The following is a 23,511-nucleotide window of genomic DNA, read 5'->3' on the forward strand; positions in this document are numbered from 1 at the left end:
CCACACGCGAGAACGAGTCGGAGAGTGTCGGTCGCGGTCCGGGACCGCGGGGCGGCGCGAGTCGGTTACCGGACTTCGGCGCGGTCGATCCAGCCCTGAATGCGCGTCTCGGAGATGTCGGTCTCGTCGGCCAGGTCGGCGGCGTCTGCGACGGCGAGTTCGCCGACGGTTTCGACACCCGCACCGGCGAGCCGATCGGCGTAGGCCGGGCCGATGCCCTTGATCGAGTCGACCGGCTCCTGGTTGGTCGGCTCCGGTTCGGGCTCGGCGTCGGCCGCGTCTGTCTCCGGCTCCGTCTCCGTCTCGGCTTCCGCGTCACCGCCCTCGTCGTCGGCGTCCGGTTCGGGCTCGGCGTCGGCGGGCTCAGTCGTCGTCTCGGCCTCGTCTGCGTCCGATTCGGTCGTCGCTTCCGCCTCGGCTGCATCGGCGTCACCGGTCTCCGGTTCGGCCTCTTCGACCGGCGGTTCTCCCTCGGAGAGATCGGGCGTCTTTTCGGCCGTCGGTGCCGCGTCGTCCGTCTCCGGTCCGGCCGCTTCCGCCGGCTCAGCGCCCTCCTCCGGGGCGTCCGTCGGCTCCGTCAGCGACTCCGTCGATCCCGCCGAACTCGAGCCGCTGGCCGCCGATTGGGGCGGCTCGGCGGCCCGTCCCTCTGCCGGTTCGCTTCGATCGGTGCCGGCGGTGGGTCCGTTGCCCTCGTCCGTCGACCGTTCCCGTTCGACCGTTACCCCGACCTCTCGAGCGCCTCCGCGCTCCGAGTCCGACTCGTCGAATCCCAACAGGGACTTCAGCTTTTGGAGGATTGCCATTATCTCGATGTAGTCGGCTCCAACACTTAAATTCGCCTGATACTGTCGCCGGGGCCAGGATCGAGGCCGCCGCTCGCGATCCCCTCAGAGCCGCGAACGGAGCGCCTCGTTCATGACCGCGACCGGGGCGTCCCGGCCGGTCCAGATCTCGAACGCCTCGACGCCCTGATAGAGCAACATCCACGCGCCGTCGACGGTCGTTGCCCCGGCAGCGGCCGCCTCACGCAGCAGTCGCGTCTCGAGGGGGCGGTAGACCGCGTCGAGGACGGCCAACTCGTCGTGGAGCGCGTCGGCCGGCACCGGGGAGACGTCCTCTTCCATGCCGACGCTCGTGGCGTTGACCAGCACGTCCGCCTCCGGCACTAGCGTCTCGAGCTCCGCGAGGCCGTGGCCGGTCGCGCTGGGGACTTCCTCGGCCAGCTCGCGGGCTTTCGGCTCGGTCCGGTTGGCGATCGCGACCGTCGCGCCGGCGTCGGCGAGTCCGAACGCGACCGCCCGACCCGCCCCGCCGGCACCGACGACGATCGCTCGCGCTCCCTCGAGCGTCACGTCGTGATCGCGCAGCGCACGCAGCGCGCCGACGGCGTCGGTGTTGTACCCCGTCGGCGGCCCCGACCCGGAGAAGTCGATCGTGTTGACCGCGCCGATCCGGGTCGCCAGGTCCTCGGGGGCGACGATCTCGAGGGCGTCCTGTTTGAACGGGATCGTCACGTTCAGCCCCGCAACCCCGAGCGCGTCGGCGCCGTGGATCGCGTCGGCGATCTCTTCGGGATCGGGTTCGAAGGTGACGTAGCGCGCCTCGAGTCCGAGTTCGTTGTAGGCGGCCTCGTGTAGCGGCGGCGACAGCGAGTGCCCCACCGGGTTACCGAGGAGCCCGTAGACGTCCATAGCCATCGGTGCGCTCATTCGTCGCGGTGGGACTATAATCGGTCCGGCTCCGAGACCGCGGAGCCGAGCCAGCGTCGCGTTCGGAGTGTGGCCTCGATCACGCCCGCATCGGTCGCGTGAACGCGGCCGGCGACCCGGTTCCGATCGACCGCTGCTCCCTGTGGCCGTCCGTCGGCGGCGATCAGTCGCGCGAATCGGGCGGCTTCGACGACAGGCCGGCGGGGTTCGTGAGTTCCCGCGACGACGCGTCCGAGGTGTCCGTCCGGTCTGCGGGCGGTCGCGCCAGCATCCACACCGTTCTGCCGCTGCGTATCGTCTTGTCGCCGTTTCCGAGCGTCTCTGCAGGGGCCGTTTCGCGTCGATCCTCCGCCGTGTTCGCCCGCCGATCGGCTCGTCGCTCGAGCCCGATGGCGTCGGCGAGTGGTCCCTCGAGCAGCCAGTCAGCCTCCCATTGCGGTGCGTCGGCGGCGAGCGCGGCACGACTGGCCTCGGGGTCGTAGTCGACGAGTCCGGCGGCGGCCAGGGTGGGGAGGTGCTTGTGGGTGAGAGACGCGGCGACGTGCGTCTGTTCTACGGGGCTCACGTCGGCGGCCGTCGGTTCGTCACCCTTCTCTCGAGCGGTGAGCGTGGCGGCGAGTTCCGAGACGGACACCGCGCCGCGTCGCGTCGCGAGGACGGCACAGACCGCTCGGCGCCGCGGTTCGCGAAGCGCCTGCAGCGTTCGGTCCAGCGTGTCCTCGTCCGCGGGGAACGCATCGCCGGTGGGGTCCTCGAGGACGGTCCGGACCCAGTCGGTCTCGAGAATCGAGTGGTCGGCGAGTCCGATCAGCGTCACGTCCCCACGGGTTGTCCGATTCAGAACACCGAGGCCGACCAGCCGCGGGACGTGGTGATGGTGCAGGGAGATTTGCGTTTGCTCGCACTGATCGTCGCTGACGATAGGAGAGCCGTGCTCCGTGGCCGCGACCTCCGTCGCGAGCGTCTCGATCGACGACTGGTCCGGTACCGTGGCCCCCTGCTCGAGCAGCGCGGCGAGCAGATACCGCCCCTGTGGCTCCGAGAGGACATCTGCCGCGATCGTCGTTTCAGGTGCCGGGGGTGAACTCATTACTCGGTAGAGCCACTGGGTAGGGGAAAGAAGTGTACCAGCATGATCTGGTATCGCTGAGTGGTCGTCACTCGTCGGCCCGGAAGTATGCCGATAGTAGCTTTGCCAGCGCGACGCGGAGGTGCTGGTGGAACGTCTGGCGGGCGATGCCGAGCCGATCGGCGATCTCACCGGCGTCGCTGTTTCGCGTCGGCCACTCGAAGTAGCCGCCGTGGTAGGCCGCCTCGAGGGCCAGCCGCTGTTTCTCGGTCAGGGCCGACTCGACGCGCTGCCGGAAGTCGCTCCACGTTTCGACCGGCCGGTCGATGGTTCGCTTCGAGACGAGGCGCGTCTCCGGGTAGGCCGACGTGACCGCGTCGTTGAGGTCGCGCAGGTTCGCGTCGGGGCTCACCTGGACCGTGAGTGTTCCAGCGCCGTCGCGCACGGTTTTCGACTGGAGCCGCGCGCCGTACTCCGCGAGCAGTGCGGTGATCGTCGCCCCGCGAACGACGATCTCCCAGTAGCTCTCTTCGTCGGTCGCGTCGATCAATCGGGACTCCGTGATCGCCTCGTCGTCTCTCGCCACCTCCCGGATCCGCTCGGGAGCGGCCCCGGTGACGGTGAGATAGTAGACGAACACCTCGTCGGTCAGCGGCAACACGTGATCGACCGACAGCGTACTGCCGGTGAGCGCCGACATCCGAATACAGCTGTCGCCTCGGTCGCTCGACTCGAACTCGAGTTCGACGACGGTGTCCATGTAGAGGAGCCGTCGAACCGCCATCGCGTTGATCGCGTGGCCGATCGTGCCGCCGAACTCCTGTAACACCTCGCGCTCGCGGTCGGCGAACGCCGACGCCTCGTCGGCCCCGACTACTAGCGCGCCGGTCGGCCGATCGGCAGCGACGATCGGGACGACCGCGATGGCCTCGTAGCCCCGTTCGCGAGCGTCGGTCCGCCACTCGTCGATGGGACTCTCGGAGAGATGGCGGTATCGCTGGACCGTTCGGGTTTCGAACGGTGACGTTCCCGACGCGTCGGCCGGCGGATCGACGAACGACGCGAGCACGCCGTCGGCCGCCGGCTCGTCGATCCCCGCCCAGATTTCGGGATCCCAGGCGTGGCCGTCGGCCCTCGCGGCAGGTTCTACTCGCCCGATGGCCGCAAAGCGGTAGGCGTCGGCGGCGGCGAACTCCTCGACGATCGCCGTTTCGATCTCCTCGCGCGTCTCCGCCGCGACTATCGTCTCGTCGATCGCCCTGATGACCGCGTTGAGCCGCTCGAGGCGCTTGAGTTCCCGTTCGCGCGCCTTTCGCTCGCTGATATCGCGGCCGACGCCGGTGTAGCCGAGGACATTGCCCTCGTCGTCGGTGATCCGGGCACTGTTGAACTCGTAGGGGATCCGACGCCCGTCCTCGGTGATGACTCGCCCCTCGGCGGTCACGCGCTCCCCCTTCTCGAGAATGCGCTCGATCGCCTCGCTGATGTGTTCGTGATCCTCTGGTGCGATGAACGTAAGCGGATCTATGTCGTCGAGGTCGTCTAGGTCGTAATCGGCCGCGAGCTCGAACCGCCCGTTCCACTGAATCAGATTCCCCTCGGTATCGTACGCGTAGAGCACGTCCGGCTGGGCCTCGAGGAGGCTCTCGGTGAACGCTTTCTCCTCGCGCAGCGCCCGTTCGCGGGCCTTTCGCTCGCTGATATCGCGGCCCGTGCCCGTGAAGCCGAGGACATTGCCCTCGTCGTCGGTGATCCGGGCGCTGTTGAACTCGTAGGGGATCCGACGGCCGTCTTTCGTGAGGAGATCCGCTTCGACGGTGACGTGTTCATCTCCCTCGAGCGCGCGTTGGATCGCCTCGTCGATCCGCTCGCGGTCCGCCGGGGCGACGAACTCCAGCGGTGTCATCTCGGCCAGCTCCGACTCGCTGTAGCCCGTTACCGCAGGCACGCGGTCGTTCCACTCGAGGTAGTTCCCTTCCGCGTCGAACGCGTAGACGATGTCCGGCTGCGCCTCGAAGACGTTCTCCGCGAAGGCTTTCTCCTCGCGGAGTTCCCGTTGGCGCTCGTGTTCTTCGGTACGGTCGCGAACGAACCAGACGTACCCCCGCAGGTCGGTCTCGGCATCGATGGGGTCACCGATCGTCCCGTCCGCGCCGATCGTGGCGACGATGTCGCGGGCCCACAGTCGGCGTTCCTCCGCCCCGATACGCCAGCCGTTGTCTTCGACCGTCCCGTCGGTCTGGGCCCGCTCGAGCAACTGGTTCGGTCGACCGGAGTCGCGGGCGGCCGGCGGGAAGAGGGTCCGGTAGTGTGAGCCGAGGATGGCTCCCTCGTCGTACCCCGTGAGTCGTCGAGCTCCGTCGTTCCAGCCGGTGACGACGCCGTCCGAATCCAACGGTACGACGGCGGCGTCGCTGTCGAGGGTGCTCAGCTCGGTGATCTCGAGACTGACCTCGTCTAGCGTGCTGTCCACGATCCCGATTTCCCCCGTGCGTTCGATCCGTGTCCGTGTTCGATCGGGCTATCGTCCATGTGATTGGTAAGCACAACCACACACAGTATATGTTATCTCCATATACGAAAAGCCACGGGTGGTACGTCCGCAATGCGTGACGCTCGAGCCGGCGACCACGCCGGAATCGTCGCCGCGAACCGTCGCCGTTAACGCGCTCAAAGCGCGAGCACGAGTATGACCGCGCTCGCGATCGTCGAAAGCCGCGCCGACCGCGCTTCGGAGCACATCTGCGAGCAGCTCCACGAGCACGCCGACTGGGAGCGCCGCGAGGACGACACCCGACCGGCGGCCGACGGTGGCGGCACCTACTATCGGACCGACGGGGCCGTCCTCCGCTCGTTCGACGACCTGCACATCGAACTCGAGCGTCCCGCTGACGCCTTCGACTGCGACCCCGATCTGCTCGTCTTCGCCTCGCGACACTCGGGCGACACGGGGGCGCTGCTGACCGGCCACTTCACGGGCAACTTCGGCCCGGCCGAGTTCGGCGGCGAGCCCGACGCGCTGGCCGATGCCGCGCCGAACGCCCTGGTCCGCCTGCTCGAGGCCTTCGACGAGTACGCTCCCGAGGCGTACGACGTGGGCATGGAGTGTACCCACCACGGCCCGAGCGACGTGGGCTGTCCGTCGCTGTTCGCCGAACTCGGCAGCGGCGACGAGCAATGGGACGATCCCGCCGGTGCCGAGGCCGTCGCCCGCGCCATTCTCGACCTTCGCGATGTCGACCCCCACCGCGAACGACAGATCGTCGGCTTCGGCGGCAACCACTACGCGCCCCGATTCGGACGCGTCGTCCGCGAGACGCCGTGGGCGGTCGGCCACGTCGCGGCCGACTGGGCGCTCGAGGCGATGGACCACCCGACGGCCCACCGCGACGTGCTCGAGCGGGCCTTCGAGGCCAGCGACGCCGAAATCGCGTTACTCGACGGCGACTGGCCAGTCCTCGAGGAAACCCTCGAGACGATGGACTGCCGGCTGGTCGGCGAGACCTGGCTGCGCGAGGTCGGCGACCGGCCCCTCGAACTCGTCGACGCGGTCGAATCCGAACTGGGTGCGGTCGAGGACGGGATCCGCTTCGGCGATCGGACCGCCGAATCGATCGCCGTCGTCGACCTCCCCACGGAACTCGTCACGACGGCCGAGGGGATCGACCACGAATACGTTCGCACCGTCGTCGAAGCACACACCGTCGCCTTCGCCACCGAGAACGGCGGGAGCCGCGTCGGTTCGCGGGCGGCGGTTCCGGTGACCGTCACCGAGGCCGAGGTCGAAAACGGCAGCAAACTGACCGGCCCGCGAGCGGCGATCGTCGAGGGACTCGCCGCGGTCCTCGAATCGAAGTTCGACGCCGTTCGACTCGAAGACGATGCCGTCGTCGCGACGGAGACCGCGTTCGATCCCGAACGTGCGCGCGAGGCCGGCGTTCCGGAAGGACGGAAATTTGGCGCGCTCGCTGAGGGGGACCCGGTGACAATCGACGGAGAAACAGTCAGTCCTGAGAGAGTTCACACCGAACGGACCCGTCGATTCCCCTTCTAACCCAGCCGTCGGCCGACAGTAATATATACTTACTCGGCACCGTACCGCGCATTCCCCGGCGAAGGTGACAGACACGTAAGATACTATTAACGTGTCAGACAGACGGCTGACGTGTAGGGGAAAGGTAATTATGCTCCATCTTTTAGACAGGGCCAAGAATGGACTCTATCATCGACGACGCAATCGACGAAGCCGAGAACGGGGACCCGGCCGGTGCTCCTGGGGGTGCGCCGGGAGAGGGGCAGTCGCCCGACGGCGACACAGGCGGCCGACAGACGGGAACGATGACCGACGACGAACTCGAGGACGTGCTGCAGGACCTCCAGACCGACATCACGGTCGTCGGCTGTGGCGGCGCCGGCGGCAACACCATCAATCGGATGCACGAGGAAGGCATTCACGGCGCGAAACTCGTCGCCGCCAACACCGACGTCCAGCACCTCGTCGAGATCGACGCCGACACCAAGATCCTCATGGGCGAGGAGAAGACCGGCGGTCGCGGCGCCGGGTCGCTCCCACAGGTCGGCGAGGAGGCCGCCCTCGAGAGCCAGCAGGACATCTACGACGCGATCGACGGCTCGGACATGGTCTTCGTCACGGCCGGCCTCGGCGGCGGCACCGGCACCGGTTCGGCACCCGTCGTCGCCAAGGCCGCCCGCGAGGCCGGCGCGCTGACGATCTCGATCGTCACGACGCCGTTTACCGCGGAAGGCGAGGTCCGGCGAACGAACGCGGAGGCCGGCCTCGAGCGCCTGCGCGACGTCTCTGACACCGTCATCGTCGTCCCCAACGATCGCCTGCTCGATTCGGTCGGCAAACTCCCCGTCCGCCAGGCGTTCAAGGTCAGCGACGAGGTGCTGATGCGCAGCGTCAAGGGCATCACGGAACTCATCACGAAACCCGGCCTCGTCAACCTGGACTTCGCTGACGTTCGCACCGTCATGGAACGGGGCGGCGTCGCCATGATCGGTCTCGGCGAAGCCGACTCCGAAGCGAAAGCCGAGGATTCGGTCAAAACGGCGCTTCGCTCGCCGCTGCTCGACGTGGACATCTCGGGTGCGAGTTCCGCGCTCGTCAACGTCACCGGCGGCAACGACATGGCCATCGAGGAAGCAGAAGGCGTCGTCGAGGAGATCTACGACCGGATCGACCCCGACGCCCGCATCATCTGGGGAACCTCGATCGACGAGAGCCTCGAGGGCAGCATGCGGACGATGATCGTCGTTACCGGCGTCCAGTCGCCCCAGATCTACGGCCGGCCCGACGGCGAGCAAGCCGTCCAGCCCGGTCCCGCACAGGGCGACGACATCGATTTCGTCGACTGATCGGCCGTTCCGCCGTCGATCGGCGACTCGCGACCCTGGCGGATAGCAGGCGTTTCCAGTCCATTCATTATCCGCCCCGCCGGCCGCTCGAGGCGAAGCCCGCCGCGGTATCCGCGTCCCGCCTTCAGACGACCCGATCGGCCTCGTCTCTGTACGCTTCGAACACCCGTTCTCCCCACGCGTACGCGTCGGGGTCGTCCGTATCGACGAAGACCGAGAGGATCCCTACATCCGGATCGTAGCCGCCGACGCCCACCCGGTCGTCGAACAGCGCCAGTCCGAACGGGAGGTCGTCGCGTGCCCAGAGCCGGAGGTTCTCACGCTCGAACGCCTCCGCGGTGCGGTCGTCGTACGCCGTCGCGAGGCGGTCGATCACCGGCGGCTCGAAGACGATCTCGACCGACATGCCCTCGAGGATGCGCTCGTGAACGTCGTCGACGTACGTGGGCGCGACCGAGGTCGTGTCACAGCCTCGCAGCGAGTCGGTCTCGCCGAGCAGATCGATGAACCGGTTCAGCGGTCGGTACGGATCGTGCGGCCCGACGGCGGTAACCGTGGCGTCGGCGAACCAGTCGACGTCGGCCGGGACGGGAAGTGTCGTCCCCGAGAGCAACTCGTACAGCGGTGCCAGTCGGCGCGTCTCCGTGACGGCGGACTGGTAGGCGTCCACCGTGGTTCCCATCCGTTCCCCCACCGGCGTCAGCGCGTAGCCGTTGTCGGTCCGCGTGATCCAGTCTTTCTTCCGGAACGACGTGAGGATTCGATGCGTCGTCGCCGGCGAGACCTCGAGCGCCGCGGCCAGCTCCGGTTTCTCGAGCGGTTCGTCGGCCAACACGTCGAAGACCTCGCGCCGCCGGACCAGTTCCAAAAGGTCGTCCTCGAGGTCCGCTACGGACAGCTCCGCCTTCATTGGCTTCTCATGGAAAGTGCTCAGCAAAAGCTTTTTCATAGGACGAACCCCGCTCAGCGGACGAGTATATATACTCGATCCGATAAGTGTGCACACGACGATAGGAGAGCGGCGATCAGTGCGCTCGCGGACCGGCGACGCGGAGCCCCTCGAGCGACCCGATCCGGGCTCAACAGATCGGTTTCGGATCGAGGCCCAACTCGTCCAGCGAGCCCGCGTACGCCTCGTAGGCGTCGTCGATCACGTCTTCGGCGGCCCGACGCGCTCGATCCCACTTTTCGCTTTCGTCGCAGCCATCCTCGAGGACGGCGAGCGCTCGATCACCTTGCGCCGCCGTCTCGCGTCGCAGTTCCCGAAACGCGTCGGCCCGTCGCTCGTCGCCCTCGTTGACGAAGAAGTTCACGATCTGAAGGTGCGTCCGGTCGCCGACCAGCGACCGCCCGACGACGCCGCCGAGTCGCTGCGCAGTCGTCTCGAACGATCGAAGCCGGTCGTGCATCGGCCCGCCATCCGCGCCATCGTCGTCCTCGTCGCTGTCCTCGAGCAGCGCCGCGACCCGCTCGTAGTGGTCGCCCTCCTCGTCTCGGAACGCGGCGAACGCGTCGCGTGCGTCCGCGTGGTCCTCGTCGTCCGCCCACGTCTCGAAGGTTTCGGCGGCAGCGCGTTCGCTGTCCGCGGCGGTTCGGAGGACTCGCTCGACCGTCAGGTCCGCGTCGGTGAGCGCGACGAGCAGCTTCGACGAGCCGAGCCGCTCGAGTTCGGTGGCCATCGATTCCTCGATCGTGGGCCGGAAGTCGTCGGCATCCATAGGGGACCGACACCGCCGAGCGTGTTGAACGTTGGCGGCGATTCGACCAACGGTATCAGTACAGCGGGGCGCTCCTTTACCCGCTTCGGACGCGTACCTATCGCTATGACCGACCGGAGTAACGACGCCGACCGATCGGACGACGGCGAAGCCTCGATCGCCCCCGCGGAACTGGCCGACCGGCTGCGAGCGGGCGACGAGCTGACCGTCCTCGACGTCCGCGACCGCGACGAGTTCGAGCGCTGGCACCTCGAGGGCGAGGGCGTCGAGGCCGTTCAGATCCCCCACGTGAAGTTCATTCAGGCCCAGGCGACCGGCGGCGCGGCCGATCTCGTTGCCGATCTCGAGGAGCCGATCGTCGCGGTCTGTGGCCACGGGGAGGCAAGCGCCCACGCCGTTTCCCTCCTGCGAGAGGCGGGCATCGAGGCGCGCAACCTCGCCGGCGGGATGGACGCGTGGGCGGACCTCTATCTCGTCCGCGAACTCGCAGTCGGCGCGCCCGCGACGGTTTTACAGTATGACCGCCCCTCGAGCGGCTGTCTCGCCTATCTGCTCGTCAGCGGCGACGAGGCCGCGGTGATCGACCCGCTGCGGGCGTTCGCGGACCGATACGCCACAGCTGCCGCCGACCGCGGTGCCGACCTCACGTACGCGATCGACACGCACGTCCACGCCGATCACGTCAGCGGCGTCCGCGACCTCGCCGCGCGAACCGACGCGGAGGCGGTCGTCCCCGAGCGCGCTCGCGACCGCGGTCTGGCGTTCGACGCTCGAACCCTCACAGACGGTGCCGAACTTCCTCTCGGCGAGGCAACGTTGGCAGCGGTAGCGACACCCGGACACACGACCGAATCGCTCTCCTTCAGTCTCGCCGACGTGCTGTTCACCGGCGATACGCTGTTCCTCGAGGGTGTCGGACGACCGGATCTCGAGGGGAGCGCGGCGCAGCGCGCCGCGGACAGTCGAGCGGTGGAACCGCGAGACGGCAGTGACGAGGCACCGGCCGCCGCGCGCCGGTTGTACGAGAGCCTCCGGCATCGAATCCTCGAGCGACCCGACGAAACGATGATCGCGCCGGGTCACTACAGCGACGCCGCCGATCCGCGGGACGACGGGACCTACGGCGCCCGACTCGGCGACCTGCGCGACCGGCTCGCGGCGCCGTCGCTGAGCGAAGCGGAATTCGTCGAGCGCGCGACGAACGATCTCCCGCCGCGGCCGGCAAACGACGAACGGATCGTCGCGGTGAACCTCGGGCTCGAGGACGTCGACGAGGAGACAGCGTTCGAACTCGAACTCGGGCCGAACAACTGCGCGGTCGCGGACTGATCGGCTCAACCGAGGCGACCGCGGGATACGGCCACGCCCGTACTCAGTCGTCGGCGACCGCACCGTCGCTCGCGCCGCCCGCGAGGTCGCCCTCGATGCTCGGCGGGTACTTCCCGCGGTCGAGTTTGAGGTCCGACTGCGGGCGCGCCATGCAGGTCAGCGCGTAGGTCTCCGCTTCCTCCTCGGTGAGCCCGCGGGCGGCCGGCTGGGTGACTTCCCCCTCGAGGATCTCAGCAGAACACGCCAGACACATCCCAACCCGGCAGGAGTACTCCTGGGCGATGCCCTCCTCGAGGCAGCGGCTGAGAATCGTCTCCTTGTCGGTGCAGGTGATCGTCTCACCCGTCCCGACGAACTCGATGGTGTACTCTGTCATACACCTCGGTACGGATGACCTGCCTAAAACGTTTTATGTGCCAGGCACTGTCGGATTCGATCAGCAGCGCCGCCTGCCTGCGTACTGACGCGCTCGACGACCCGGCAAATCCCGCGGATCGACCATAAAACGTTTTCTTACCGCGGTGTCCACAGTGTGGGTATGAGTACGCAGGAGCAGTCGGCCACCACCGCGACGACCCGGTCGCCGGACGCGGTCGTCGTCGGGGCCGGCACTGCAGGGTGCTACGCGGCAGCGACCGTCGCGCGAGCGGGGTACGACGTCGTCGTCATCGAGCGCAAATCCGAGACCGAAGCGGGCCACATCGCCTGCGGGGACGCGCTGAAGGGTGCCGACGCCTTCCCCGAGGCGATCCCGAAGTCGAAACTCGAGCCGGCGTTTACGAACACGGGCGTCGACCACGGGCGCTTCGAAATACCCCAGGAGGACACCGTCCTCGAGATCCCCGTACCGGGCGAACTTGCCGTCATCGACCGCTGGGAGTACGGCCGGCGGATCATCGATGGCGCGGGCGATACCGGCGTCGAGTTCCACTACGATACCGTCGTCAAGAACGTCGTCCAGGCCGACGACGGCCGCGTCACGGGCGTCGAAGCGATCCGAAAGGGCGATCCGATCGAGTACGAGTCCGACATCGTCATCGACGCCGCCGGCTCGCTGTCGGTGCTTCAGGACAACGTCGACTTCTCCGAGTCGACGTTCGATACGAACGTCAACTACACCCACTTCTGTTCGGCCTACCGCGAGATCGTCCACGTCGAGGAACCGGTCGAGTGGTCGGACGCCCTCGTCTTCAAACCGACCGAGCGGGCCGCGGGCTACCTCTGGTACTTCCCGCGCACCGAGACCGAGATCAACGCCGGGCTCGGTTTCCAGATGACCGAAGAGCCCATGCAACTGGTCGACGACCTCAAACGCGACCTCGAGACCCGCCCCGAGTTCCAGGGTGCCGAAGTCGAGGACAAACTCGGCGCGGCGCTGCCCACCCGCCGGCCGTACGATTCGGCGGTCCATCCGGGCTACATGGCCGTCGGCGACGCCGCTGGACACGTCAACCCCACCACCGGCGGCGGGATCGCGGGCGCGGCCTACGCCGGCAAGTACGCCGCCGAGCAGGCCATCGAGGCGCTCGAGACCGGTGACTACGGCGAGGACACCTTCTGGAAGTACAACGAACGCGTCATGGACCACTTCGGGGCGCGCTACGCCGCGCTGGACGTCTACAACATCCTCTCGACGGCCGTCGACGTCGACGACCTCATGGGCCTGCTCGCCGCGATGCCCGGCGACAAACTCGCCGAGGCGCTGTACTCGGGCAGCACCAACATCGGCCTCAAGCTCAAGCTCGAGGCCCTGCTCAAGAGCCGCGGTCACTGGGGGACGATCTGGAACCTCTACCAGACCAAGCGCCGGGCCGACGAACTGCTCTCTCACTACGAGAACTATCCGACCAGTCCCAAGGGCTTGGCGGGCTGGCAGGACCGCCGCGACCAGTTGATGGAGAAGGTCTACGAGACGACCGGGGCCGATCCGAAGTACTAAAGCCAAACTTTTGCTCTGCGTGCGGTCGCGAAGCGACCGCACTCGGCAAAACGTTGATGAAAAGCACTCCTCCCTCCCCGTTGGGTCGGTCGTCGGCCCGCTCGCTCGTTTCACTCGCTCGCGGTCAGTGACTGGGTGACGGCCTGCCCTCCCCCGAGTCGGACGGCTCTCGCGTTGCTCGAGCCGTCCTCCCGGCCACTGCGTCCGTGCGGGATGTCCCGTTGCTCACCGATCGCTCGAGCGGTCGGGCGACTACTGTAAGAGTCCCTATCGCTCCACGTTGCAATTACCCTACTCTGTTAGGGGGTTTCGACTTTCCTGTCCGTCAAGTAACGAGATATATGGCAGAAAGCCACACGCGCCGACGCGCACTGACACTGATCGGAACCGCGGGCGGCATCGTGCTCGCCGGCTGTATGGGCGGCGGCGGAGACGACGGCGAGATGAGCGGCGACGAGTCGGGCGGCGGGACGAGCGGCGGGATGGACAACGAGTCGATGGACGACGGCGACGAGGGGATGGACGAGGCGATGGCGAACGTCCGCGTCGCCCACCTCTCGCCCGACGCGCCGAACGTCGACGTCTACGTCGACGGGACGGCCGTCCTCGAGGACGTGCCCTTCCCCAACGTGAGCGACTATCTCGAGTTACCGGCCGGCGCTCACCAGGTGACGATCACGGCCGCGGGCGACCCCGACACCGTCGCCTTCGAGGGCGAACTCGAGGTGCCCGAAGGACCGTCGACCGTCGCGGCCCTGGGCGAACTGAGCGAGGAGAACCAGTCGTTCCAGCCGGCGCTCTTCGAGGGCGATCTGAGTGACCCCGGCGAGAACGCGCGGGTTCGGCTGATCCACGCCTCGCCGGACGCCCCCGCCGTCGACGTGACGGTCGACGACGGCGAGACGGTGCTGTTCGAGGACGCGGCCTTCGGCGAGGCGGCGACGACCGAAGTGCCCGGCGGCGAGTACACCCTCGAGGTCCGCCCCGCGACCGAGAACAACGACGGCGACGTGGTCGCGACGTTCGACGTGGCACCCGAGGCCGGGAACGTCTACACAGCCTTCGCGGTCGGCTACCTCGAGCCCTCGTCGGCCCCCGCCGACGTGCCGTTCGATCTCGAGGTCGTGATGGACAACATGGCGAACTGATCGACCGACGGCTCTGCGACTCCCCGCTGACTCAGGCCCCGTCGCGGCCGAGCCGCTCGATCGCCCCCGCCAGCACGTCGACCCCGTGACCGATGCTCGCCTCGTCGACGTCGAACGTCGCGGTGTGGTGGCCGCCGGGATGGTCGGTGCCGACGCCGACGTAGCAAGCGGTCCCGCCGTTTTCCTGTACCGTCTGCATGAGGAACGTCGCGTCCTCGCTGCCGCCGAGTTCGTCGCGCTCGAGAACGCGATCGACGCCCGCGGTCGCTCCCGCGACATCGGCGACGATCGAGACGAGTTCCTCGTCGCTGGTCGCGCTCGGGGCCTCCGCGCCGGTCTCGATCGAGACCTCGCAGTCGTGCATCTCCGCGGCGCTTCGAAGCACTCTGCGCGCTCGCAGCTTCATGTACTCCATCAACTGCGTGGTCTCCCCGCGGACCTCGGCGACGATCCGGGCCTCGTCGGGGATGACGTTGGCGGCGCTGCCGCCCTCGACGACGCCCGCGTTGACCCGCGTCTTCCCGTCGTTGTGTCGCGGGAGTCCGTAGAGATTCTGTACCGCCGTCGCCATCGCCTGGACGGCGTTGCGTCCCTGTTCGGGGTGGCCGCCCGCGTGAGCCGATTCGCCCGTGAACTCGGCCTCGAGGTGGGACACCGCCAGAAAACCGTCGATCCCCGCCACCACCTCGCCGGTCGGATGATCGAGGCCGATGTGGACCGCGAGCAGGGCATCGACGTCGCGGATGTGCACGCTTTCGGCCATCGATTTCCCGCCGCCGACGACCTCCTCGGCGGGCTGGAAGAAGACCTTCAGCGTCCCCGCGAAGTCGCTCTCCGCGATGGCCTCGAGCACGCCGATTCCGATCGTCGCGTGGGCGTCGTGGCCGCAGGCGTGCATCGCCCCCTCGTGTTCGGAGCGAAAGCCCTCAGCTACGGGCTCGTGATCGAGACTGTCCGACTCCGCCCGCGGGAGGCCGTCGATGTCGACCCGAAGGCCGACCGTCGGTCCCTCACCGCGCTCGAGCACCGCGACCGCACCCGTATAGCCCCCTTCGAGTCGCTCGAGGAGGTCGTCGTCGACGCCCGCGGCCCGCGCCTGCTCGCGCCAGCGAGCGAGGTCGGCGTCGTCGGGAACCGCCATCCGGTGGTCGCCCGCGATGGCGTCGGGGCCGACGTGGAGGGCGGCGAGCTCGTCGCCGAGTCGGGACTCGAGTTCGTCGACGATTCGGGCGGTGGTGTAAAATTCGCGCCACGCCGGCTCGGGTCTTCGATGCAGATCGCGACGCAACGCCACGAGGTCGTCAGCGGTCATACCCCCGATGTACTCCCGACCGGCTAAAAGTGCTGTCGGCGCACGCGCCGCGAGAAGTCGGCGTCAGTTCCCGCGACCCGCGCCGTGGATCTGCTCGACTTCGGCCTCGATGTGGACCGAGTCGGGGAAGTTCTGCGAGGCGATGTTGCGCGCGAGGTTGTCGTGACCGTGAATCTCGAGTTCGCGCGTGAAGACGGTGTATTCCCACGACGAAAAGTGGCGCTCGTCGTCGGCGTGGAGCCGACAGCGCTGTGGCACCGAGAACTTCTCGGGCGGACGTGAGTGGGGCCCCTTCAGCGCGGCTCCCTTTCGCTCGGCGGTGGTTTTGATGTCGTCGACGATGCCATCGAGCGCGGCGCGATCGCCGCTCTGGAGGGTGAGACGGGTGACGAACGTCATGGCTGGTGCTGTCGAATACGTCTACGGTGTGTGCGTAAAAACCTGCTGAGACGCGCCGACGCCCGTCGCTTGCGGAACGGGACTGCGGGCGATCGCCCCTCGAGCGGGTGACGCTCGGAACTGGAATCAGTGTACGCTGGACGAACAGTCCGATATTCTCTTAACGTCGCATCTGTTATCCCAGTTAATGGCAGTCGAAGCTACGAGCGCAGGCGCGATCCTCTTCCGCGATACGCGGGGCCGGCGCGAGTATCTTCTACTCAAGAGCCGCCCAGGCGACTGGGAGTTTCCCAAGGGCGGTGTCGAAGGAGATGAAGAGCTACAGCAGACGGCGATCCGCGAAGTAACGGAAGAGGCAGGTATCGAACAGTTCAGACTACTCGACGGCTTCCGCAAGGACTACGACTACGTCTTCGAGGCGAACGGTAAGACGATCCACAAGACCGTTCACCTCTTTATCGCGAAGTCGTTCGAGGCCAGCGCGGAACTCTCGAACGAACACCGGGACCTCCAGTGGCGCGACTACGAACAGGCGGTCAACACCGTCACGCAGGACGGCCCGCGAGAGATTCTGGAGGACGCTCACGAGTTCCTCGACGAACGCGAGGAGGAGGACGACGACGAAGCGTAACGACTCGATCGGTCCCGATCGAGAAGTGTTTTTGCGCGCTCGGACCCAACGGCCGCTGTGAACCCGTCCGCCACGGAGTTCGGGTTCGAGCTCCGGGTCTGTCGATGGGCCGAACGCGAATGGCCGCTCGAGGGTGCCGCCAGCGGCCGCTCCGCGTTCGTCGCTCGCCAACTCGGCACCAAGCGCCGCCGCTGGGACACCATCGTCCTCGAGTGCGACCGTGAGGCCCTCCGCCAGCGGGCGAAGTTCGGCCCCGACCGGCTCGACGGCGACCTCCTCCACGTCGTCCGCAACGCTCCCGCAGAGTGGGCCTACTATCGCGACACGCTGCCCCATCCCGGTTACCCCTGGCGGTACGTCCGCGAGGCGATCCACCGCGCCGACGACCGCGGGATCGTCGAGACCAGAAAGAACGGCAATCGCATCGAGATCCGCCGAAAGTGGCCGTATCCCGACTGGCTCGAGCGGATCGTCGCGATCGAGAACAAACCGGATCTCGACGCGAGCGCCGCCCGTGCGCTCTCCTCGCAACTCGAGTACGACGTCGCGATGGGGCTGGCCGACGAGGTCTGGGTCGCCACCGAGACCACTGACGAGCGCGTCGAGCCGGTGCTCTTCGAGGACCTGCCCGTCGAGGTGGGCATCCTCGCGCTCGAGCCCGAATCGCTGACGGTCGACGTGGCCTGGCACCCGCGAACGCTCCCGGTCGACGATCCGGGAACCAGAATCCTCGAGCGCCCCGACGGCGGGCGGCGTGACGGCTCCGCCGCCCGGTTCGAGTACGTCGACCCCGAGACGAAAGCCGACACGCGGCTCGCGATCGCCGAGCGCGCCTACGAGCGCGGCTGGCGCTCGTTCGTCGACACGATGCGCCCCGACTGCCGGCACTTCGAGGCGCGCGCTCGAGACGGCTCGCAGGCGCTGCCGTACTGCGCCGCCAAGGGTCGGTGTCAGACCGCCGCGGAGTGTGCCGGCTCCTGTGCCGACTTCGAACCCGAGCCGCCGACTTGGCGCACCCGCGGCTGGCCGATCGAGGGCGGACCGGGAAAACGGATACGGCGGGTCCTCGAGGACCGACGACGGCGACGGCGGCCGGGGCTGTAGAACGGCGCGATCCGACCCGAACGGAATCAGTCGGCGACGCCGACCTCGAGGTCGTCGCGCTCGACGGCCAGCCGGAACGTCGGGACGGTGCGGTACTCGACCTCGACGACGCCCTTGCGGCGCAGGCTCTGGAGGCCCGAGCGGACGTCCTCGGCCTCGGGATCGACGTCGTACTCGTCTCGGAGCTTGTGCAGCACCGAGACGACGCTTTCGGACTCTTCGTCGGGGCCGGCCAGCACCGCGACGATCCGGGCCTGCAGTTCGGGCACGCGAATCTTCGAGGGGACTCCGTCGTCGGGGTCGCTCTCGACGCCCGGCTCGACGTCGACCAGATCCGCCGCCTCGGCGGTCGCTCGGATCAGGCTGTTGTCGTCCCGGAAGTAGTAGTCGCCGAGCTCGTTCTCGAGGTACTGGTGGACCTCGCTGCCGCTGTCCATCCCCCAGCGGTCCTGCAGTTCGGAGTTTTTCGTTGGCTGTAGCTCCACTACGTCCGCCAACCGGTCGTTGGCCTCCTCCGAGAGCGTCATCGTCGAATCGTAAGCGGATCCGGTACTTTTGTATTGCGTCCCGCCGCGCGGTCGCGCGGTTTCCGGCCCCCATCTCTCGCTACTCCGCGTCGCCGGCGAACGACCGCAGATCGTCGACGAACATGTCGGGGACCTCCATCGCCGCGAAGTGACCTCCCTCCGGCATCTCGGCCCAGTGGACGATATCGTAGACCGTTTCGGCCCACGCACGGGGCGTCTTGTACACCTCTACCGGATAGCGGGCGTGTCCCGTGGGCACGTCGACGGCGTCCGGCGTCGCCGCTCTCACGTCCGTCTCGTAGTAGACTCGCATCGAGGAGTTGATCGTCTCCGTGAGCCAGTAGACGCTGAGATTGTCGAGCAGGCGGTCGCGGTCGAACTGCGACTCGAGGTCGCCGTCGCAGTCACTCCAGGTTCGGAACTTCTCGACGATCCAGGCCGCGAGTCCGGCCGGCGAGTCGGTGAGTCCGTACCCCAGGCTCTGGGGTTTGGTCGCCTGTATCTCGTGGTAGGCCGTCTCCCCGTCGCGGAACTCCGCGGTCTCTCGGTAGTCGGCCAGCCCCCGCTCGTCAAGCAGGTCCGTCGGGTCGTCGGCCTCGAGCGACGACGGGTTCAGGAACAGCATGTTGGTGTGAATCGCCTCGACGCGATCGGGGTAGTTTGCGCCAAGCAACGCGGTGACCAGCGCGCCCCAGTCGCCGCCCTGCGCAACGTAGCGATCGTAGCCGAGTCGGTCCATCAGTTCGGCGACGGTTTCCGCTATCCGGGGCACGTCGTACCCCTGCTCGTTGGTGGGCCCGGAAAAGCCGAACCCCGGAAGCGACGGGGCCACGACGTGGAACGCGTCTGCCGGATCGCCGCCGTGAGCCGCCGGGTCAGAAAGCGGGCCGAGCACGTCGAGAAACTCCGCGACCGAACCCGGCCAGCCGTGGCTCAGGACCAGCGGCGTCGCGTCCGGCTCCGGGGAGCGAACGTGATAGAAGTGGAGCCGCTGGCCGTCGATCGTCGTAACGTACTGGTCGAACTCGTTGAACCGGTCCTCGAACGCCGTCCAGTCGAACTCCTCGCGCCAGTACGCACAGAGGTCCCGAAGGTACTCCCGTTCAGTTCCGTACGCCCAGCCCGCGTCGGGGAGTTGATCCGGCCAGCGCGTTCGTTCCAGTCGCGTCCGGAGGTCGTCGATCGTCTCGCGGTCGACCGACACCTCGAACGGTCGGATCGAATCGTTCGAGTCCGTCGTCATGGCGAGACCGCGACCTCCACACCGCCGTTCCGTCCGCCCGTGCAAACGAATCGCATACCGTTCCCGATTCGGTCGCGGCTCAAAAGACTGTCGCGGGATGCGACCTCAGTCGCTCCCGACGACCGGCACGGAGGCCGTCGCCTCGAGCGTCTCCTCGACCTGCGTGTACACCAGAATCGTCCCGAAGACGGCGAGCACGCTGCCGAAGACGAAGGGCACCTCGAAGCCAAACCGGACCAGCAGGCCTGAGGAGAGCGGGCCGGCGGCGATGCCGTAGCCGAAGGCCATCGTGAGCACCGAGAGCTTCGAGCCGGATTCGCCCTCGCCGGCGAGGTCGCCGGCCAGCGCCAGCGACGGGGCGAACACCATCGCGGCGGCGATGCCCTGGGACAGCCGAGCCAGAAACATCAGCAGCGACGAGAAGAGAAAGCCCTGTACGAGCGTCGTCGGAATCAAAAGCACCATCCCGGTGACGATGAACGGCCGCCGGCCGTACCGATCGCAGGCCCGCCCGATCGGCGTCTGCAACGCGACCTGTGCGATGATGAACCCGGCGAACTGGAGGCCAAACCAGGTCGCGCCCTGCTCGAGGCGGGCGTTGACTTCGGGCTGGATGGTCGCGAACAGCGCGATCGACGTGGCCATGAAAAACGACGCGAGGCCGAGCGTGAAGATCGGATCGAGCAGGTTCGAGCCCGACCGATCGAGGATCGGAATCGAGAGGTCCGCGCCGGCGTTCGCGACCGTCGACTCGGGGTCGGAGACGAGGATCGTCACCATGACGTAGCTTGTCGCGGCCGCGAGCGTGGCGACGTAGAAGGCGGCGTCGAAGCCGTCGATCGCCGTCCCGCCGGGGAGTACGTAGGGACCGCGGCTAACGACTGCCCCGGCGACGGCCGGTCCGGCACCGAAGCCGACCAGCCGGAACGTGTTGTAGACGCCCATGTTTCCGCCGCGATCGCCCGACGTGGCGAGTTCGTTGACGAGCGCGACCGACGACGGGATGATGAAGGCCACGCTGACCCCCTGCAGCCCGCGGATGACCAGCAGCGAGACGTACGTCTCCGCGACGACGTAGGCCGCGTTCGTCAGCGCCAGTCCGGCGAGCCCGACCAGAATGAACGGCTTGCGCCGCCCCAGCCGATCCGAGAGCCGGCCGGTTAGCGGCTGAAAGCTGCTGTTGAGGAAGCCAAAGAGCGAGAGGATGAGCCCGATGATCAGCGACTCGCCGAGCCCGAACGCCGTCCCGCCGACGACGCCGCTGGTCACGTACAGCGGGATGACGATGATCAAAAACGAGTTGCCGATCCCGTCGGCCATTCGCGCACCCGCCAGCGCGAGTACCCGTTGGTCGACGGCGAACGGCGCGATAAGTCGGTCGACGAGGCTCCGCATCTCCCTTGCCGTATGCGACCGCGCCCGATTATAGTTTCGAACCGAAATGTACGAATCGGTGACAGTCTTTCCCAGCGCAAGAGAGGTACAAGCCACCGGCCGCCGTCTCTCTATTCATGTCCGACGTCAAACTCAATCGCGTCGAATCCGTTCTCGAGGACCTCGAGTACCCCATCGAACCCGATCAGGCCGCGACCGAACTCGAGGACGTCACCCTCCTGCTCGCAGACGGCGAGCGAAACCTGGGCGCGCTCGTCGCACGGAGCGAGAGCGTCCGGTTCGAGTCGTCCGCGGACCTCGAGTCGGAACTTCACAACGTCCTCCCGCGCGAGGCCGTCGGCGAGCCCTACCAGTCGGAGGGCGAAGGCTAGAGTCGACTGCGGCCCGTCGACGGTCGACGGACCCAAACGGGCCCCTTAAGTCGCTCGACCTCCGTAGCCCGGACAACGATGGAATTTTGCGACGACTGCGGTTCGATGATGAAAGCCGACGACGGCATGTGGGAATGCGGTAGTTGTGGGTTCACGAAACCGAAAGGCGACGCGTCCCAGTACACCGTCACCGACGCTCAGGAGGCCAGCGAGATCATCGAATCCTCCGGCGAGACTTCCTTGCCCCAAACCGACGCCATCTGTCCCGAGTGTGGCAACGACCGCGCCCACTGGTACATGCAACAGATCCGCTCGGCCGACGAGTCCGAGACGCGCTTCTTTATCTGCACCGAGTGCGAGCACAAGTGGCGCGAAGACGACAACTAACAACCTTTTACGCTGCGGTCTGTCGCGAGCGAGGCACGGAGCGCCTCGCTCGCGATGTCCCTCGGTAAAAGGTTGATCAAAAGCACTCCTCCCTCCCCTACGGGTCGGTCGTCGGCCCGCTCGCTCGGTTCACTCGCTCGCGGTCGGTGACTGGGTGACGGCCTGCCCTCCCCCGGGTCGCGACCTCCTCGCGGTGCTCGGAGGCCGCTCCCGGCCACTGTTTTTTCGTTTGGACTTCCCCTTGTCTCCATATGCTATAGAAGTCATATGTATTACCAATGCGGGTACTCAATTCACAAGAATGACTAGAGATGGAGAGTCGGTCTTTCAGGAAATACGATCGCTAACCGGGGCTCCGATAATCGCACTAACCCTCGTGTATGTCGATTCGACCGTCAGTCTATCGTGGTATCAGCTAGTGATCGTTGCCGTTGCTGTCTCGATATTGTTCCACGGAGTAATACCAAGCTCAGTAGAGAGACTCCGCAAAGCGAACGACGCGTGAATACGCGGTACCCTACTCGTTGCGTGCGATCGTCAGATATCCTGTGTGCCCGACGGGTGCGGTCGAGGGCCTCGAGCCGCGGTCGTCGAACTGCATCTCGCGCTGGATCGTCTCCCGCGTGGTAACGTTCGCCAGTCCGACCTCGCGGGCCGTCCGCGCGACCTCGCGGGTCGATTCGACGAACGGACTGTAGACCGCGACGAAGCCGCCGTCGACCAGTAGCTCCGGCGCGCGCTCGACCATCGCTGGCGCGTCGCCCGTATCGAGGGTCAACACGTCGAACGACGACGGCTCGAGGTCGTCGACTTCCTCGGTCACGTCGCCCGTGCGAACGTCGATGGCGTCGGAAACGCCACCCAGCGCCATGTTCTCGCGGGCCACGTCGGCGAACTCGGCGTCGCGCTCGTAGGTCACGACCTCGGCCCCGGCGCGGGCCATCATTGCCGCGAGCACCCCGGTCCCGGTGCCGGCGTCGAGGACGCGGTCGCCGCGGGCGATCCCTGTCTCGCCGATGACGAGGCCGATATCGCGGGGGACCATCGGCGCGCCCGTCCGCTCGAAGTGATGAAAGAGGTCCGGTCCGCGCAGTCGGCGCACCTGAAACTCGTCGCCCAGATGCGTCTCGATCGTGTCGCCCGACTGCACGTCTTCGGGCACCTCGAGCACGCCGAGGTCGGTTCCCTGTTCGCCGCCGGGTTCGACGAGGTACTCGCGGTCGCCGCGGACGAGCAAGACCGGGACGCGCTCGGCGTCCGCCGTCTCTCCGCCGTCCGCGCTATCGGTGTCGCTCACTCGAGGGATTCGACCGCCGCGGCGAGGTCGCCGTCGTTGTCCTCGAGCGCTTCGCGGGCCTCGTCCTCGCTGACGCTGGCGCGCATAGCGACGAGTTCGATATCGTCGTCGGGAATCGACGGCTCGGCCTCGCTGCCGGCGTCGGCGCTGCCGGTGCTCCCGCCGGCCGACCCGGCCTCGACCTCTTCGGGCGAGCCGATGACCTGGTAGGTCTCCTGGCCGCGGGCGTCCATCTTGGTGACTTCGGCGTCTCCGAAGACGAGGTCGTACTCCTCGGTGCGGATGATGACCTCCTCGGCGTCGATGTCTTCGACGTCGATGCCCATCTGTTCCATCATCTGTTCCATCTTGCGCGGGTTGAGTCCGCCACCGCCTCCTCCAAACATACTCGCCACGTCGCCACGAGCAACCTTTTACTCTGCGGTTCGACCTTTTACTCTGCAGTCTATCGCGCTGACGGCAGCATAGCTGCCGCACAGCGCGATGTCCTTCGGTAAAAGGTCGATCAAAAGCACTCCTCCCTCCCCTACGGGTCGGTCGTCGGCCCGCTC

Annotated in this window: 23 protein-coding genes; 9 read left to right on the plus strand and 14 right to left on the minus strand. The window is 67.3% G+C overall.

What is annotated here, in order from left to right; all coding sequences use genetic code 11:
* Positions 1–65 precede the first annotated feature (65 nt).
* The 4 genes from NKH51_RS18305 to NKH51_RS18320 form a co-directional block, all read right to left on the minus strand.
* Entirely contained in the window at positions 66–806 is a 741-nt protein-coding gene (locus NKH51_RS18305; RefSeq protein ID WP_254763104.1) for a helix-hairpin-helix domain-containing protein, read from the minus strand.
* Positions 807–890: 84 nt separating this feature from the next.
* On the minus strand, positions 891–1,694 hold the full coding sequence (locus NKH51_RS18310; protein ID WP_254765177.1) for a shikimate dehydrogenase: 804 nt from the start codon (positions 1,692–1,694) through the stop codon (positions 891–893).
* Between the two features lie 181 nt (positions 1,695–1,875).
* Positions 1,876–2,802: a DUF7344 domain-containing protein gene (locus tag NKH51_RS18315; RefSeq protein WP_254763105.1), complete on the minus strand. Its 927-nt coding sequence runs from the start codon at positions 2,800–2,802 to the stop codon at positions 1,876–1,878.
* 67 nt (positions 2,803–2,869) lie between these two features.
* Positions 2,870–5,254, minus strand: coding sequence for a PAS domain S-box protein (locus NKH51_RS18320; RefSeq protein ID WP_254763106.1), 2,385 nt, complete (start codon positions 5,252–5,254; stop codon positions 2,870–2,872).
* Between the two features lie 216 nt (positions 5,255–5,470).
* On the opposite strand from NKH51_RS18320, the gene NKH51_RS18325 reads away from it, so the two are divergent.
* A complete protein-coding gene (locus tag NKH51_RS18325; protein WP_254763107.1) occupies positions 5,471–6,835 on the plus strand; it encodes a D-aminoacyl-tRNA deacylase in 1,365 nt (454 codons plus the stop codon).
* A 158-nt stretch (positions 6,836–6,993) separates the two neighbouring features.
* On the plus strand, positions 6,994–8,160 hold the full coding sequence (ftsZ, locus tag NKH51_RS18330; RefSeq protein WP_254763108.1) for a cell division protein FtsZ: 1,167 nt from the start codon (positions 6,994–6,996) through the stop codon (positions 8,158–8,160).
* A gap of 124 nt (positions 8,161–8,284) precedes the next feature.
* On the opposite strand, the gene NKH51_RS18335 is transcribed toward ftsZ, so the two are convergent.
* Positions 8,285–9,070, minus strand: coding sequence for a helix-turn-helix transcriptional regulator (locus tag NKH51_RS18335; protein WP_254763109.1), 786 nt, complete (start codon positions 9,068–9,070; stop codon positions 8,285–8,287).
* Positions 9,071–9,239: 169 nt separating this feature from the next.
* Complete coding sequence (locus NKH51_RS18340) at positions 9,240–9,878, minus strand: rubrerythrin family protein (protein ID WP_254763110.1); 639 nt, start codon at positions 9,876–9,878, stop codon at positions 9,240–9,242.
* A gap of 105 nt (positions 9,879–9,983) precedes the next feature.
* Between NKH51_RS18340 and NKH51_RS18345 the strand changes: the two genes are divergently transcribed.
* A complete protein-coding gene (locus NKH51_RS18345; protein WP_254763111.1) occupies positions 9,984–11,207 on the plus strand; it encodes an MBL fold metallo-hydrolase in 1,224 nt (407 codons plus the stop codon).
* Positions 11,208–11,250: 43 nt separating this feature from the next.
* Here the strand turns inward: NKH51_RS18345 and NKH51_RS18350 are convergent, their stop codons facing one another.
* The gene (locus tag NKH51_RS18350; RefSeq protein ID WP_254763112.1) at positions 11,251–11,583 is read right to left on the minus strand and encodes a 2Fe-2S iron-sulfur cluster-binding protein; all 333 of its coding nucleotides are present in this window, start codon (positions 11,581–11,583) and stop codon (positions 11,251–11,253) included.
* A gap of 162 nt (positions 11,584–11,745) precedes the next feature.
* Here NKH51_RS18350 and NKH51_RS18355 point away from each other — a divergent pair, with 162 nt between their 5' ends.
* Entirely contained in the window at positions 11,746–13,146 is a 1,401-nt protein-coding gene (locus NKH51_RS18355) for a geranylgeranyl reductase family protein (RefSeq protein ID WP_254763113.1), read from the plus strand.
* A 341-nt stretch (positions 13,147–13,487) separates the two neighbouring features.
* On the plus strand, positions 13,488–14,294 hold the full coding sequence (locus tag NKH51_RS18360; RefSeq protein ID WP_254763114.1) for a DUF4397 domain-containing protein: 807 nt from the start codon (positions 13,488–13,490) through the stop codon (positions 14,292–14,294).
* A gap of 31 nt (positions 14,295–14,325) precedes the next feature.
* Here the strand turns inward: NKH51_RS18360 and NKH51_RS18365 are convergent, their stop codons facing one another.
* On the minus strand, positions 14,326–15,606 hold the full coding sequence (locus NKH51_RS18365; RefSeq protein ID WP_254763115.1) for an amidohydrolase: 1,281 nt from the start codon (positions 15,604–15,606) through the stop codon (positions 14,326–14,328).
* Positions 15,607–15,669: 63 nt separating this feature from the next.
* Entirely contained in the window at positions 15,670–16,005 is a 336-nt protein-coding gene (locus NKH51_RS18370) for an uS10/mL48 family ribosomal protein (protein WP_254763116.1), read from the minus strand.
* Between the two features lie 187 nt (positions 16,006–16,192).
* Here NKH51_RS18370 and NKH51_RS18375 point away from each other — a divergent pair, with 187 nt between their 5' ends.
* Together NKH51_RS18375 and NKH51_RS18380 are read left to right on the plus strand one after the other, a co-directional pair.
* A complete protein-coding gene (locus tag NKH51_RS18375; protein WP_254763117.1) occupies positions 16,193–16,636 on the plus strand; it encodes a bis(5'-nucleosyl)-tetraphosphatase in 444 nt (147 codons plus the stop codon).
* Positions 16,637–16,693: 57 nt separating this feature from the next.
* Positions 16,694–17,740, plus strand: coding sequence for a DUF5787 family protein (locus NKH51_RS18380; RefSeq protein ID WP_254763118.1), 1,047 nt, complete (start codon positions 16,694–16,696; stop codon positions 17,738–17,740).
* 26 nt (positions 17,741–17,766) lie between these two features.
* On the opposite strand, the gene NKH51_RS18385 is transcribed toward NKH51_RS18380, so the two are convergent.
* The 3 genes from NKH51_RS18385 to NKH51_RS18395 all read right to left on the minus strand — a co-directional run bounded on the left by NKH51_RS18385 (position 17,767) and on the right by NKH51_RS18395 (position 20,905).
* Complete coding sequence (locus NKH51_RS18385) at positions 17,767–18,267, minus strand: DUF5797 family protein (RefSeq protein WP_254763119.1); 501 nt, start codon at positions 18,265–18,267, stop codon at positions 17,767–17,769.
* A gap of 79 nt (positions 18,268–18,346) precedes the next feature.
* Complete coding sequence (locus NKH51_RS18390; RefSeq protein ID WP_254763120.1) at positions 18,347–19,510, minus strand: epoxide hydrolase family protein; 1,164 nt, start codon at positions 19,508–19,510, stop codon at positions 18,347–18,349.
* A gap of 105 nt (positions 19,511–19,615) precedes the next feature.
* Positions 19,616–20,905 (minus strand): MFS transporter, encoded by a 1,290-nt coding sequence (locus NKH51_RS18395; protein WP_254763121.1) that lies wholly within the window; start codon positions 20,903–20,905, stop codon positions 19,616–19,618.
* Positions 20,906–21,021: 116 nt separating this feature from the next.
* Here NKH51_RS18395 and NKH51_RS18400 point away from each other — a divergent pair, with 116 nt between their 5' ends.
* A complete protein-coding gene (locus tag NKH51_RS18400; protein WP_254763122.1) occupies positions 21,022–21,276 on the plus strand; it encodes a DUF5789 family protein in 255 nt (84 codons plus the stop codon).
* A gap of 78 nt (positions 21,277–21,354) precedes the next feature.
* Positions 21,355–21,663: a transcription factor S gene (locus NKH51_RS18405; RefSeq protein ID WP_254763123.1), complete on the plus strand. Its 309-nt coding sequence runs from the start codon at positions 21,355–21,357 to the stop codon at positions 21,661–21,663.
* Positions 21,664–22,180: 517 nt separating this feature from the next.
* On the opposite strand, the gene NKH51_RS18410 is transcribed toward NKH51_RS18405, so the two are convergent.
* Together NKH51_RS18410 and NKH51_RS18415 are read right to left on the minus strand one after the other, a co-directional pair.
* Positions 22,181–22,969: a methyltransferase domain-containing protein gene (locus tag NKH51_RS18410; protein WP_254765178.1), complete on the minus strand. Its 789-nt coding sequence runs from the start codon at positions 22,967–22,969 to the stop codon at positions 22,181–22,183.
* Entirely contained in the window at positions 22,957–23,346 is a 390-nt protein-coding gene (locus NKH51_RS18415; protein WP_254763124.1) for a nascent polypeptide-associated complex protein, read from the minus strand. Before NKH51_RS18415 ends, NKH51_RS18410 begins: the two co-directional genes overlap by 13 nt.
* Positions 23,347–23,511: the final 165 nt, after the last annotated feature.

This window comes from Natrinema marinum (genome assembly GCF_024296685.1).
Classification (GTDB): Archaea; Halobacteriota; Halobacteria; order Halobacteriales; family Natrialbaceae; genus Natrinema; species Natrinema marinum.